The 13,901-nt window shown below is 32.4% G+C and carries 17 protein-coding genes; 11 read left to right on the top strand and 6 right to left on the bottom strand.

Features of this window, described 5'->3' with window-relative positions; all coding sequences use genetic code 11:
* Positions 1–66 precede the first annotated feature (66 nt).
* Both P7F85_RS03065 and P7F85_RS03060 read right to left on the bottom strand, forming a co-directional pair.
* Entirely contained in the window at positions 67–987 is a 921-nt protein-coding gene (locus P7F85_RS03065) for an ABC transporter substrate-binding protein (protein ID WP_015364782.1), read from the bottom strand.
* A 119-nt stretch (positions 988–1,106) separates the two neighbouring features.
* Positions 1,107–2,252: an acyl-CoA dehydrogenase family protein gene (locus tag P7F85_RS03060; RefSeq protein WP_002465444.1), complete on the bottom strand. Its 1,146-nt coding sequence runs from the start codon at positions 2,250–2,252 to the stop codon at positions 1,107–1,109.
* Between the two features lie 154 nt (positions 2,253–2,406).
* Here P7F85_RS03060 and P7F85_RS03055 point away from each other — a divergent pair, with 154 nt between their 5' ends.
* From P7F85_RS03055 to P7F85_RS03040, 4 genes are read left to right on the top strand one after another with little or no spacing between them, the layout of a single operon-like run.
* Positions 2,407–3,156 carry an amino acid ABC transporter ATP-binding protein gene (locus tag P7F85_RS03055; RefSeq protein ID WP_002465424.1) on the top strand — a complete coding sequence of 250 codons (750 nt, stop codon included), beginning with the start codon at positions 2,407–2,409 and terminating at the stop codon, positions 3,154–3,156.
* Positions 3,153–4,010, top strand: a complete 858-nt coding sequence (locus P7F85_RS03050) for an amino acid ABC transporter substrate-binding protein (RefSeq protein WP_002465422.1) — start codon at positions 3,153–3,155, stop codon at positions 4,008–4,010. The genes P7F85_RS03055 and P7F85_RS03050 overlap by 4 nt, the downstream gene beginning before the upstream one ends.
* A gap of 4 nt (positions 4,011–4,014) precedes the next feature.
* Positions 4,015–4,698: an amino acid ABC transporter permease gene (locus tag P7F85_RS03045; protein ID WP_002465431.1), complete on the top strand. Its 684-nt coding sequence runs from the start codon at positions 4,015–4,017 to the stop codon at positions 4,696–4,698.
* Between the two features lie 13 nt (positions 4,699–4,711).
* Positions 4,712–5,401, top strand: coding sequence for an amino acid ABC transporter permease (locus tag P7F85_RS03040; RefSeq protein WP_002465438.1), 690 nt, complete (start codon positions 4,712–4,714; stop codon positions 5,399–5,401).
* Positions 5,402–5,455: 54 nt separating this feature from the next.
* Here the strand turns inward: P7F85_RS03040 and yut are convergent, their stop codons facing one another.
* Positions 5,456–6,370, bottom strand: a complete 915-nt coding sequence (yut, locus tag P7F85_RS03035) for an urea transporter (protein WP_002465416.1) — start codon at positions 6,368–6,370, stop codon at positions 5,456–5,458.
* Positions 6,371–6,639: 269 nt separating this feature from the next.
* Here yut and P7F85_RS03030 point away from each other — a divergent pair, with 269 nt between their 5' ends.
* The 7 genes from P7F85_RS03030 to P7F85_RS03000 are packed head-to-tail and all read left to right on the top strand — an operon-like array spanning position 6,640 to position 11,689.
* Complete coding sequence (locus P7F85_RS03030; RefSeq protein ID WP_002465430.1) at positions 6,640–6,942, top strand: urease subunit gamma; 303 nt, start codon at positions 6,640–6,642, stop codon at positions 6,940–6,942.
* A gap of 13 nt (positions 6,943–6,955) precedes the next feature.
* Entirely contained in the window at positions 6,956–7,363 is a 408-nt protein-coding gene (locus P7F85_RS03025; RefSeq protein ID WP_002465420.1) for an urease subunit beta, read from the top strand.
* Positions 7,363–9,078, top strand: a complete 1,716-nt coding sequence (gene ureC / locus P7F85_RS03020; RefSeq protein ID WP_002465441.1) for an urease subunit alpha — start codon at positions 7,363–7,365, stop codon at positions 9,076–9,078. The genes P7F85_RS03025 and ureC overlap by 1 nt, the downstream gene beginning before the upstream one ends.
* A 14-nt stretch (positions 9,079–9,092) precedes the next feature.
* Positions 9,093–9,545, top strand: a complete 453-nt coding sequence (gene ureE / locus P7F85_RS03015) for an urease accessory protein UreE (RefSeq protein ID WP_015364779.1) — start codon at positions 9,093–9,095, stop codon at positions 9,543–9,545.
* A complete protein-coding gene (locus tag P7F85_RS03010; RefSeq protein ID WP_002465437.1) occupies positions 9,538–10,227 on the top strand; it encodes an urease accessory protein UreF in 690 nt (229 codons plus the stop codon). The genes ureE and P7F85_RS03010 overlap by 8 nt, the downstream gene beginning before the upstream one ends.
* A gap of 11 nt (positions 10,228–10,238) precedes the next feature.
* Entirely contained in the window at positions 10,239–10,853 is a 615-nt protein-coding gene (gene ureG / locus P7F85_RS03005; protein ID WP_002465435.1) for an urease accessory protein UreG, read from the top strand.
* Positions 10,853–11,689 carry an urease accessory protein UreD gene (locus P7F85_RS03000; RefSeq protein ID WP_002465418.1) on the top strand — a complete coding sequence of 279 codons (837 nt, stop codon included), beginning with the start codon at positions 10,853–10,855 and terminating at the stop codon, positions 11,687–11,689. Before ureG ends, P7F85_RS03000 begins: the two co-directional genes overlap by 1 nt.
* 358 nt (positions 11,690–12,047) lie before the next feature.
* Here the strand turns inward: P7F85_RS03000 and P7F85_RS02995 are convergent, their stop codons facing one another.
* The 3 genes from P7F85_RS02995 to P7F85_RS02985 all read right to left on the bottom strand — a co-directional run bounded on the left by P7F85_RS02995 (position 12,048) and on the right by P7F85_RS02985 (position 13,886).
* Entirely contained in the window at positions 12,048–12,389 is a 342-nt protein-coding gene (locus tag P7F85_RS02995) for a transcriptional regulator, SarA/Rot family (RefSeq protein WP_002465419.1), read from the bottom strand.
* A 421-nt stretch (positions 12,390–12,810) separates the two neighbouring features.
* A complete protein-coding gene (locus P7F85_RS02990) occupies positions 12,811–13,137 on the bottom strand; it encodes a hypothetical protein (RefSeq protein ID WP_031464038.1) in 327 nt (108 codons plus the stop codon).
* Positions 13,138–13,169: 32 nt separating this feature from the next.
* Positions 13,170–13,886, bottom strand: a complete 717-nt coding sequence (locus P7F85_RS02985; RefSeq protein ID WP_002465509.1) for a transcriptional regulator, SarA/Rot family — start codon at positions 13,884–13,886, stop codon at positions 13,170–13,172.
* Positions 13,887–13,901: the final 15 nt, after the last annotated feature.

Here is a 13,901-nt window from a genome sequence, read left to right as displayed (position 1 = left end):
TAAAAGAACAAAAAGAAGTTGAACCATTGACTGACCATGGCTCAACTTCTTCATTATTGATATCGTTTATTTAGTATCCATTAATTTTTTCTTTAAATCTTTACGCATAAAGTCTAAGCTATACGGATCATTATACCAGTATGTTTCTGCTTTCACTTTAATCACTTTACCGTCTTTAACTGCTGGTAAGTTTTTCCACATATTAGTTTTTTCATAAGCTGGTGTTGCTTTGCCTTCACTTGTTGAAACAATGTAATCGCCAGCATATTTATCAACTTTTTCTTGTTTCACTTCAGCAAATCCTGCTTTTTTAGTTAAATCATCAACTGCTTTAGGCATTTTCAAACCAAATGCTTGATATAGAATTTCTCCACCACGGCCCCAATGGTCGCCATAAGTATATAATTTCTTATCAAATTCATCAAAGATAGTTACAGTTTTGTCTTCACCAATTTTATCTTTGATTTCTTTACCATCTTTAGCAGTTTGATCTTTCCATTCTTTTTCCCATTTTTTAACTGCATCTTCTTTACCTAGTAGTTTACCTAGTTCTTCTTGTTGTTCTAAATAATTATGTTTTGCATAGTTAAATGGCACAGTTGCTGCAATTTTCTTGTATTTTTTGATACTCTTATTTTGATCTAATACAATAATTAAATCTGGTTTTTCTTTAGCAACTTTCTCAACATCGTCGTCACCAACTTTAGTAACACCTTTAAATTTATCTTTTAAAACATCACTTTGATCAACTTGGTTACTTACTGCTACAACGTTACCACCTAATTTTTTTACGCCACCAGCATATGATGGTGCAACAACAGCAATACGTTTTGGATTTTTAGGAATATCAATTTTTTTCCCATCATCCGTTTTGTAAGATTTTGTTTCTGCCTTTTTATCAGACTCTTTAGAGCCATTCCCTGAATTGTTACCACATGCAGCTAATAACAACACTAATGCTATTAAAGGTAATAATAATTTTTTCATATTTTCCTCCTATTGAAAACGATTATCAATTTCATTAAAATTATACAAGATTGCATGTAGTTTTACAATAAGTTTTTATAATAATAAATTTGATATTTTGCTACGAATTTTAATCTAACTTACATTAAACCAGTAATACTTTTAGCAATATTAGTATATGCCATATCTTCCATTGGAGGATTATGAAGTCCTGCTCGCATGTCACGATAATATCTTTGTAGTGGTCTTTCCATCTCTAGACTCTTAGCACCAACAATTCTCATTGCTAAATCTACCACTTCCAAGCCTTGATTTAATACTAAGACTTTACTTGCAGATGTCTCATTCCAAATATCCGTATCTTTCTCATATAATTGATATCCATGAGCAGTACTCCATAGAAAATGTCTTGCAGATAATAAAAGTGATTCCATTTTACCTAGATTTTGTTGTACTGTCGGAATTTCAGCAATTGTGCCATCTATGCTATTAGGACTATATGTTTTTGCAAAATCTACTGCATAGTCTCTTGCAGCTTGAGCAATACCTAAATATACACTTGGAATATGCAATATCCATCCATTCAATGATGGCTTACGTTGATGTTCTACAAAATATTGTTCAGGTATCTTCACATCATTTAAAACTAAATCATGACTTTCAGTTGCTCGCATACCTATCATGTTCCAATTATCAGCTATTTCTAAACCTTCAAAGTCTCTAGGAACTAAAAAGAAACCTACTTGTCCTAGTTCTTCTACATAAGCACCTACCACAAAGTGCGTTAATGCCTTACTCATTGACGTAAATGTTTTAACACCATTTAAGACATATCCGTCATCAACTTTGACTGCGTTTGTGGCAGGACGACCACCACGTGTTGGGCTACCAGTTTCTGCTTCACTCACTGCACGATTAACGAGTGCACCCTTCTTCACTTCTTCAGCAAATTCATCTAACAAATCTTGTTCCCACAGTTGTTGTTCATAAAGTTGTCCCACTACACTTAAATGCCAACCAATAGAAAGGGCTGTTGCACCATCGATACGAGCTAAATGTGTTTGTAGAATAACCATATCTTCAATTGTTCCACCCTCACCGCCATATGCTTTAGGTAAGGTTAATAATGTATATCCTTCATCAATGAGCCATTGTACATTTTCATATGGAAAACGTGATTCGATATCATTGTTTTCTGCATATGATTTAAATTGCTCTTCTACAGCCTTAAATTTGTCTATCCATTTTCGTTGCAACTCAGTTTGGACTAATAATGATTGTCCCATTTCTTCACCTCATTAACGTATATCTTTTAGCTTAATTATTCTTAGTTTAACACTCGACATTATTAATTAAAAGTACTGAAATCACAGAATCCCTACTTTACCGATAAGAATTAATATGATAAGTTAATTTTAATGATAAAGGGAGGTTAGCAACTTGATCAAAGTAGAACATTTATCTCATTTTTACCATTCAAATCAAGTGCTTAAAGATATTAGTTTTTCACAACAAAGGGGATCAGTGACAGCTATTATAGGCCCTAGTGGTTCTGGGAAGACCACTTTACTTCGTACATTGAATGCACTTGCTATTCCGTCAAAAGGTCACATCACTATTGATGACTATCAGTTCAATGCAGAGCAGCACAATAAAAAAGATATTTCACACCTGAGACAACAATCAGCAATGGTCTTTCAAAATTATCAACTGTTTAAAAATAAAACAGTACTCGAAAATATAACTGAAGGTCTCATATATGGCCAAGGTAAGAATAAAAAAGAAGCTATACATATCGCTGAAGAACATTTGCGTATGGTGAATTTGATAGCACATAAGGATAAATATCCAATTCAACTTTCCGGAGGTCAAAGCCAACGTGTAGGCATCGTACGCGCACTTGCACTTAATCCCAAAGTCTTACTATTAGATGAACCTACTTCAGCATTAGATCCTGAGTCGATTCAAAGTATTTTAAACTTAATCAAAAATATCGCACAACAAGGTATGACGATGGTTATAGTGACGCATGAAATTAGTTTTGCCAAAGCGATTGCCGATCAAATTTTGTTTATTGATAATGGGGAATTGATTAAACAAGGCACACCTAACGATGTTTTACATCAGCCTAGTAATGAACGCATCCAACGTTTTATCCAAAGAATTAAAACAGAGGAGGATGCAACGTGAAACGTATAAAAATGTATCTCATGTTAACCGTTCTCGTATTAAGTGTCTCTCTTCTTTATTCATGCTCTAATGATAATGAGCAACATGCAACGAAATCACATCCAAAAGAAATTAAAGTCGCACTTTCAGCTGAAGTTAACCCACCCTATCTGTATACTGATAAAAACAATCATTTTATAGGGTTAGATATGGAATATATGAAACTATTAGAGAAGAAATTACCGCAGTATGATTTTAAATATGAGGTTGGCGAAGAAGAATCTAATTTAGTAGGTATTGGTTCTAATAAGTTTGATATGGGCATTAATTGGTTCTTTAAAACGCCTGAAAGAGAGAAGCAGTTTTTATACCAAGATGTGCCGTATAGTTACGCACTACCTATGCTCGCAGTTAATAAGAAGAATAATGATATACATCAACTCAGTGACTTAACTCAAAAAAGGTTAACACCTATGGCTCCAAGTGGTGGTTTATTTTCAATTTTAAAACAATATAATCAGACTCATGATAAAAAGATAGATATAGATACGATTCAATCACCTTCTAACGGTGACAACTTGAAGATGGTTGGTAATGGCCGTCGTGACGCTATGTTTCTAAATTGGAATACATATAAAGCTGTTCAAGACAAAGTTCACGAAGACGTTAAGATTGGTGGCATCGTTAAAAAAGAACCGCTTCATATTGTTTACAATAAAGATAACCAACAATTACATGATGATATCGATCAAGCGACACGTGAATTAAAAAAAGAAGGCAAACTTCAACAATTATCTCAGAAATACTTTGACATCAATGTATTCGAAGATTTAAACAAGATTAATCGACATAAGAATCAATTGGAGGTGCATTAGTTAAATGTCTGCTACACAATGGCTAGATTTATTTAATCAAGTCGTCCAACAATTGCCAATTACGTTAATCATGATTATATGTGCACTCATTTTAGCAACTATACTAGGTTTAATCCTTACTATAATACGTATAAAACAAGTGCCCTATCTATCAACATGTGTGAGAATCTACCAATCATTTATGAGAAGCACACCACTTCTCCTTCAATTATTTTTAGTTTATTTTGCATTACCTCAATTTCTGTTAATATTTCATATCAATATCAATCATTTTGATCGATTATTTTTCATTATTTTAGCATTCAGTCTACACAGCGCAGCCTATTTATCTGAAGTATTTCGAGCAGGTTATTTATCAGTGGATTATCGTCAAATTGAAGCTGGTCTTTCAGTAGGATTAAGTTATCCAAGAATCTTGAAAGACATCATTATACCGCAAGCATTAAGAAACAGTATTCCCAATTTAACAACCCAAATCATTGAACTAATTAAAGATACATCATTAGCTTTCACTATTGGCATTATAGATATGATGGGACAAGTTCAACTAATTATTGGAAATAATTATGGGTTAGGTATGTTAGAAGTCTATGTTGTGATTTCTATAATCTATTGGTTACTAGCATTAATCATTCAGGGAACATTTACAATTATCAGTAAAATTTCAGAAAAGCCTTATCAAGTTTAAGGGGGATATACCAGTGACTTTTATTTTCCATACTATTATTGAAGTTTTAAAAGGTGTACCTCACACTTTAGCAGTAACTTTAATAGCCATGTGTGTAGGGATACTGATTGGATCCATATTTGCTCTGATTCGTTTACATCGAATTCCTGGACTATCTCAATTTGTAGTCATCTATAATTCATTTTTTAGAAGTACACCCTTAATAGTTCAATTATTTGTGTTTTATTATGGAGTCCCAGCATTCATTCTTTGGTTTAACACCATATTCAATACAAAAATGAATCCAGATATGGTCCCTCCTTTAATGATTGCAGCTATCACTTTTTCATTACATGCAACTGCATACTTATCCGAATCAATTAAAGGTGGTTTACTTTCAGTAGATACAAAACAAATCGAAGCTGCACAAACAGTAGGCTTATCCAATTGGAATGTTTATCGACGTATAGTATTTCCACAAGCATTTGGATATGCACTACCTAATATTGAAAACCAATTTATTATGCTATTAAAAGGGACATCGCTCGCTTTTGCTGTCCAAGTAACTGAAATAATGGCAATTAGTACTGAAATTGCTAATGAAGGCTATCAATTTGTACCAGTTTATACGGTCGCTGCACTATTTTATTGGGCTTTAGCGATTATTATTGAGCTCATCTTCCATAAGTTAGAACATCATACAACCCATTATTTAGTGTCATAAACTAAAACTCTGGAACACAACACTTTTAAATAAGCGTGAACCAGAGTTTTTTAACTAATTCTTGTTCTCGAGATTTCTATGAGGACGACCAGCAAATAACATAATCCATGTCGCTAGAATAAATGGCATTGTTAATGATGGTAATCCAATAGGTTCAAGCATCGTATTCAAACCCAAATGTAATAATACAGTTAATAATAACCCTAGGAATGTTGAAAAATATGTATTGATACTCGTCTTGAATGTGGTACCCAATGCAATTGCTGTTAAAATTAAATTATAACCAAATAACCCTTGATTAATGTCATTCACGTTACCACCTAACATTGCTACAATTACAAAACCGAGTATATTACCTAAAACGGCATATACCGTTGCTTTTCTAGAGCCAATTAAAATACCAATTAATATAAGCAAGCCTGCCCATACGCTAGGAATAATAAAGACTTCACTAAAGCCTTCTAAAGTGGTTTTAATGATATTTACATGTTCAGAACTATGGTTCTTCACAATGGATTCTACAGTTCCCGGAATGATATTCAACGGTGTTTTAACAGCTCTCACTTGTTCTGAAATTGAAACTGCAAACCAAGTTACAATAACAAATGGTGCAGTTAACATTGCTATACCATATGGCTTTAACCATTCTCTAATAGCTGAACCAACTGGTAAAGTTAGCACAGTAGCCACAATCGTTATCAAAATACCTGCCCAATTTTCATTTAAAAACAAAGTTAATGCAATTGCAGTTAATACTGGACTAAAACCAGCTAAACCATCATTGATCTCTTCATTAGAATAATTAACATGTGGTGCTAATACATATGCGATTATACTTCCAACGAGTGCACTTAATCCCACTTTCCAATTACCAATAAATAAAGCAATTAACACTAATAATCCTGTGTAATGATTATTAATTAATAACACTTGGGATATATTCTTTAAGATAATACTTACTGCTTTCATGACATATGCCCCCTAATTTCATAATTATCATGATACATCACTTTTTAAAAAATGTGTATAAATATGTTATTTACTCTTTTTATATAATATACGTATTAATAAAATTAAATGATTTTTATAATTGCATTCTAAAAATCAAATATTTTGTGCCTTTTATTTAAAATTTGAAACTTATCGACTCATTATACTTGTTAATTATTAAAAATCGTCCTAATATAAAATTTGCAAGTTTATTTTGCAATTATAAATATTTGAAAGAAGGGATTATTTTGCATTTTACACAACGAGAGCAAGATAAATTAATGATTGTTGTGGCTGCAGAAGTTGCTCGTCGCAGAAAAGCACGAGGCCTTAAACTAAACCATCCAGAAGCACTTGCTTTAATTAGTGACGAATTATTAGAAGGCGCAAGAGATGGAAAAACAGTAGCTGAATTAATGAGCTTTGGTAAAACAATTTTAAATGAAGAAGATGTAATGGATGGTGTTGCAAGTATGATTACTGAAATCGAAATCGAAGCAACATTCCCAGATGGAACTAAATTAATCACTGTCCATCATCCAATAGTTTAAGGAGGACGTTAATATGATTCCTGGAGAAATTAGAATTAAAAATACAGATATTGAAATTAACCCAAATTCACCAGAAACGGTACTTGAAGTAAAAAACACTGGAGATCGCCCTATTCAAATAGGCTCACATTTCCACTTTTTTGAGGCTAACTTAGCTTTGGATTTTGAACGCGACAAAGCTTACGGTAAACATTTAGATATTCCTGCTGGTGCAGCTGTCAGATTTGAACCTGGAGATGTCAAACAAGTCCAACTTGTAGAGTATGCAGGTAATCGTAGAATTTATGGCTTCCGCGGATTTGTAAATGGCCCTATCGATGGTTCCCGTGTATATCGTCCTACTGGCGAAGACGATAAATATGCAGGCGTATTCAATGACGAAGGCCATGATAATGTCAATAAAAAAGGTGGTACTAAATAATGAGCTTTAAAATGACGCAATCACAATACACAAGTTTATACGGTCCAACCGTTGGTGACGCTGTAAGATTAGGTGATACTAACCTATTTGCAGAAGTTGAGAAAGATTATGCTAATTATGGTGACGAAGCTACATTCGGTGGTGGGAAATCTATTCGTGATGGTATGGCACAGAATCCTAACGTAACTCGTGATGATAAAAATGTAGCCGATTTAGTTTTAACGAACGCAATGATTATCGATTATGACAAAATTGTTAAAGCGGATATCGGAATTAAAAACGGCTATATTTTTGCAATCGGTAAAGCGGGTAATCCTGACATTATGGATAATGTGAATATCATCATTGGTAGTACAACTGATATTATTTCTGCAGAAGGGAAAATCGTAACAGCTGGTGGTATTGATACTCATGTTCACTTTATCAATCCTGAGCAAGCAGAAGTCGCATTAGAAAGCGGTATTACAACACATATCGGTGGTGGTACTGGTGCTTCAGAAGGTGCAAAAGCAACAACTGTAACCCCTGGTCCTTGGCATATACATCGTATGTTAGAAGCTGCAGAAGCATTACCTATCAATGTTGGTTTTACAGGTAAAGGACAAGCAGTCAATCACACAGCACTTATCGAACAAATCCATGCTGGTGTTATTGGTTTAAAAGTTCATGAAGACTGGGGTGCTACACCATCAGCATTAAGTCATGCATTAGACGTAGCAGATGAATTCGATGTTCAAATTGCACTTCATGCCGATACATTAAACGAAGCTGGTTTTATGGAAGATACAATGAAAGCAGTTAATAATCGTGTCTTACACATGTATCATACTGAAGGTGCTGGTGGCGGACATGCACCTGACTTAATTAAATCAGCGTCTTATTCAAATATCTTACCTTCATCTACTAACCCTACATTACCTTATACGCATAATACTGTAGATGAACACTTAGATATGGTTATGATTACACACCATTTAAATGCTTCAATTCCAGAAGATATTGCATTTGCAGACTCACGTATTCGTAAAGAAACTATTGCTGCTGAAGATGTATTACAAGATATGGGTGTATTCAGTATGATTAGTTCTGACTCACAAGCGATGGGACGTGTCGGTGAAGTTATCACGCGTGCATGGCAAACCGCTCATCGTATGAAAGAACAACGTGGTCCATTAGAAGACGATTCAGAATATAACGATAATAATCGTATTAAACGTTATATTGCGAAATATACAATTAACCCTGCTATTACACATGGTATTTCTGACTATGTTGGTTCAATTGAATCTGGTAAATTAGCTGACTTAGTATTATGGGATCCTGCTTTCTTTGGTGTTAAACCTGAGCTTGTAGTAAAAGGCGGTTTAATAAATGTAGCAGTTAATGGTGATGCTAATGGTTCTATCCCAACATCAGAACCAATGAAATATCGTAGAATGTATGGACAATATGGCGGTAATATTACTCATACAGCTATGACATTTGTATCTAATACTGCTTATGAAAATGGTATTTACAGACAACTTAACTTACAACGTATGGTAAGACCTGTTAAAAATATCCGTAACTTGACAAAAGCAGATATGAAGAATAACAGTGCAACACCTAAATTAGATGTTGATCCACAAACATATGAAGTTTATGTTGATGGGGAAAAAATTACGAGTGAAGCAGCAACTGAGTTACCATTAACTCAAAGATACTTCTTATTCTAGGAGGAAGCATATTAATGATTATCGAAGAAATACAAGGCAATATAGCCAATTTATCAGCTGAAGAAAAAAATAAACATGTCGAAAAAGTATATCTAGAAAATTCTGATTTAGTTAAACGTATTCAACGTGTCAAAACAGATCATGGTAACGAATTAGGTATTCGATTAAAACAACCTATCGACTTACAATATGGTGATATTTTATATCAAGATGAGAACAATATGATTGTCGTAGATGTTAATTCTGAAGATTTATTAGTGATTAAACCACGTAATTTAAAAGAAATGGGAGATATTGCTCATCAACTTGGGAACCGTCATTTACCAGCACAGTTCACAGAAACTGAAATGTTAGTACAATATGACTATCTTGTAGAAGATTTACTAAAATCTTTAGGTATTCCATATAGTCACGAAGATAGAAAAGTAAATCAAGCATTTAGACATATAGGACATTCCCATGATTGATCATCAAAATTTACGTTTATTTCAGTTCTGTGATTCGCAATTTCCAACGGGTGCTTTCAGTCACTCATTCGGATTAGAAACCTATATACAACGTGAGTCAGTCAATAATGATGACACTTTTGTACAATGGTTAAAATTATTTTTAAATGAACAGTTAACGTATTCGGATGGTCTTGCGATGAGAATTGTCTATGAGGCTCTAGAAGCAAATGACACAGAAAAGATTTTACGTATGGATCAACTTATATTCGTACAAAGTATTCCTAAAGAAACACGTGTTGGTGCAAAACAGATGGGAACACGTATGGTGAAATTAGCGACGGAATTATACGATAGCGAATGGATTAATTGGTATCATGAACAAATGAAAAATAAAAAAGCCAAATTGCATCCAGCTATCTGCTTCACTATGCTTGGTTATCATTTAGGTGTTGATATAGGAACAATCATTGATTATTACCTTTATCAAAATGTATCAAGTTTAACACAAAATGCAGTGAGAGCTATTCCTTTAGGACAAACTGCTGGGCAAAAAGTGGTTACACAAATGGTGCCTTATATCGAAGAAACAAGAAATCATATATTATCACTTGATGAAAGCGACTTTGGTATGACAGCACCCGGTTTAGAATTAAACCAAATGGAACATGAAAATGTTAATGTAAGAATCTTTATTTCATAGGAGGTATCAGTATGACTGAACCAATTAAAATTGGAATTGGTGGCCCTGTTGGTGCAGGTAAAACCCAATTAATAGAAAAAGTAGTTAGACGTCTAGCCAAAGATATGAGCATCGGCGTTATAACGAATGACATTTATACAAAAGAAGACGAAAAGATCTTAGTTAATACAGGTGTCTTACCTGAAGATAGAATTATTGGTGTAGAAACAGGTGGTTGCCCTCATACAGCAATTCGTGAAGATGCTTCTATGAACTTTGCTGCTATTGATGAGTTATTAGAACGTAATGATGATATTGAACTTATCTTTATTGAATCTGGTGGCGACAACTTAGCAGCTACATTCAGTCCTGAACTTGTAGATTTTTCAATCTATATTATCGACGTTGCTCAAGGTGAAAAAATCCCTCGTAAAGGTGGACAAGGTATGATTAAATCAGACTTTTTCATCATCAATAAAACGGATTTAGCACCACATGTTGGCGCATCGTTAGAACAAATGGCTGAAGATACAAAAGTATTTAGAGGCGACAGACCATTCGCGTTTACTAACTTAAAAACAGATGAAGGTCTTGATGAAGTGATTAAGTGGATTGAACGAGATACTTTACTTAAAGGATTATCATAATGTCTCAACAAGCTTGGACAGGTCAACTTGATTTAACCGTATTTAATAATGGAAGTCGTTCTGTTGCACGTGATATCTTTTTTGAAAAAGCATTAAAAGTTATTCGTCCAGTATATTTAAACGGATCAACCATCCCTACTTTCTATATTGTTAATGTCGGTGGTGGTTATCTTGACGGTGATCGTTATTCAATGAATTTTAATATTGAAGAAAATGCTAGTGTAACACTGACTTCTCAAGGTGCGACGAAAATTTATAAAACATTAAACGACAGAGTGGAACAGTATCAAACATTCCATTTAAAGCCAAACGCATACATGGAATATGTGGCAGATCCAATTATTGCATACGAAAATGCTAAATTTTATCAATACAATCGCTTTGACTTAGATCAAACCAGTGCCATGTTTTATACTGATATTCTTACACCTGGTTATTCATCAGAAGATAAAAACTTTTCATATAAGTATATGCATTTGGTAAATGAAATATACATCGATAATGAATTAGTAACTTATGATAACCTTATGTTAAATCCCGAAAAAAATTCAATAGATTCTATTGGTTATATGGAAAATTATACTCATTTAGGATCAGCTTATTTTATTCATCCTAATGTAAATCAAAGATTTATCGATGAGGTTTATGATCAAATTAAACATTTTGAGAAAGAATTAAATTGTCGACTTGGCATTTCACAATTACCAACACACGGGCTATCGATTAGAATTTTATCTAACCGTACACAGTATATTGAAAAGATCCTTGAAACAGTTCAAGCTTATATTGCTAATATGCTGTATGATAGAAATTTAAATTTCTTAAGAAAATATTAATGTGAATCAAGTGTCAAAATGATTAAAATTTAAAAAGGCTTGGTTGCCATTTGGTAACCAAGCCTTTCTTTATTTGAAAAATAAGGGGCGAAGCTAAATTATGTAATTAAGATGCTATTCAGTTTGTGGTTAATGGATCATTTTTATCGTATCTACAATAAGAAAACATTCATTAACCTTGAAACACACCCATTTTCCAATAAGTTTATAATGATAAACACCTATAATTCCCTAGCTACACGATAAAAGCGTAACAACTAATGCTCCACTTTCTTACTCAATTCCAAAACTTACTTTCCATCACAATTAATTATCTGAATTTGAACCATTAAATATAAAATATAATAAAACAAGTCACTTAGATATATTGTTCTAATTCATCAATGAGTTGCTTAATTTTATCCTTTTGTTCTTTTGTCACAAAAACTATTACTGTACGTTCGTCATGCACGCTTCTCTTTTTAGATAATAAATTTAACTCTTTTAATTTTTGTAATGCTTTAGTTAAGTAATATGGTTTAAATTCAGAACATGTTGCAATTTCTTTAGAAGATATTTCATTAGACTCACTTTTTAATATGTAATTCAGAATATAAATTTCTTCATAGTTAAGATTATATTGCTTTTTTGTATCTCTAAAGAATTTTTTCACTTGAAATGTAGCGTCAACTAAATCATTAATATTTTTTATTTTTGCCATTCTAAAACCACTCCTCTGATGCACATCTTGTTGTAGCAAGGTTTACATAATTTCATCTTACTGAATTGATCTCCACCCATGTTACAAAGTTCATTTTAAACAAACAAGTTTAAAAATTCAATAATTTTATTACTCGAATTTGCATTTATATATTTATTTCTTTTCTCAAACATTTATTTAACTTTTTTCATGGTTATTAAAATATATATATCACAAATTTACCACTTATTCTGAAAGCGTATATTTTAAAATTTTTATAATTCCCATTTGATTAGTTGGATTTTTACAAATAATAAATTGCTAAGCAATATTAAAATAAAAATAACGATATGCCATAATAATACGTATTATCATGGCATATCGCTATATATCATTAGTAGTATTGACAGTTTCATTTCAAATATTTCTTATAACCGCTTGTTTAAGCCTGTATTTTATCTTTTACAAAATCAACAAACGCTTGAACTTCATTAGATTTAAAATCGTGCATCGGTATTTTACCAATATTAAAATTAAATATAATTGTTTCACCATCATATTCAATTTCATTCACTTCATCGTAGCCAATATTTCTATAATAGAATTGACCATTCATATCTACATTCATAATTAAACGTTCAGACGTAGCTATAAATGCACCCTCAAATTGAGATTGTCCTTGAACTAGGTAATCCATAATTCCTAACACTGAAGGACCTTTCTTTTCAGTTGGGAATAAATCATTGGGATTGACATTATCTAAAATCATACACAAACTCCTTCTATCTATAACTCATCTATTTATATATCTTTAATTCCCTTTTTTAAAATTTCATAACATGATTCAATGATAGAAACGACTAAGTTCATATTAGAATGTTTTATTTTAAGTTTGATCGTACGTTCATCTTCGACACATCTTTCTTTTATAATATAACCCTTTTGTTTCAACTTCTTTATATTGGGACTTAAAGCTACAACACCTCTTTGTGTTTGATATCTCATATACTTAATTGTCATTTCATTTTCATTAATAAGTAATGTAGCTAGTACATAGAGTTCTTCAATTGAAAGGTTATATTTATTTAAACATTGACTAATGTAACTAATCATTTCATTACAGGTTATAACATATTTAATAGAATGTTTTGTTGTAGCATTTATAATTAATTGATTTGAATTAAGCATTTCAAGAAGTTCACTAAATAAAAAATGTATTTTTTGTTTCTGTAGCTCTGTTATCGATATACTTAATTGTCGTTGGTCTTCATCCTTACGATCTTTCAAAATCCAATGTTGTTGATATAAGTATTGTAACATTTGTAGTATCTTTGTTTTTTGTTCGACCATTTCAAGTTGATTAAGATCCATATACTTTTCATTGTTTTTCTCATTAACTAAAAAGTAAAGTAATTTAATATGATCAAATGTTAAATGGTATGAATATTTTAAATAATCGTTAGCGACTTTAATAATCATGTAGTGCGCAATAAACGTCTTTATTTTTACATTTGGCATGATGAATCTTCCCCT

Source organism: Staphylococcus sp. aM (genome assembly GCF_052975125.1).
This window is presented reverse-complemented; position numbering and strand designations above follow the sequence as displayed.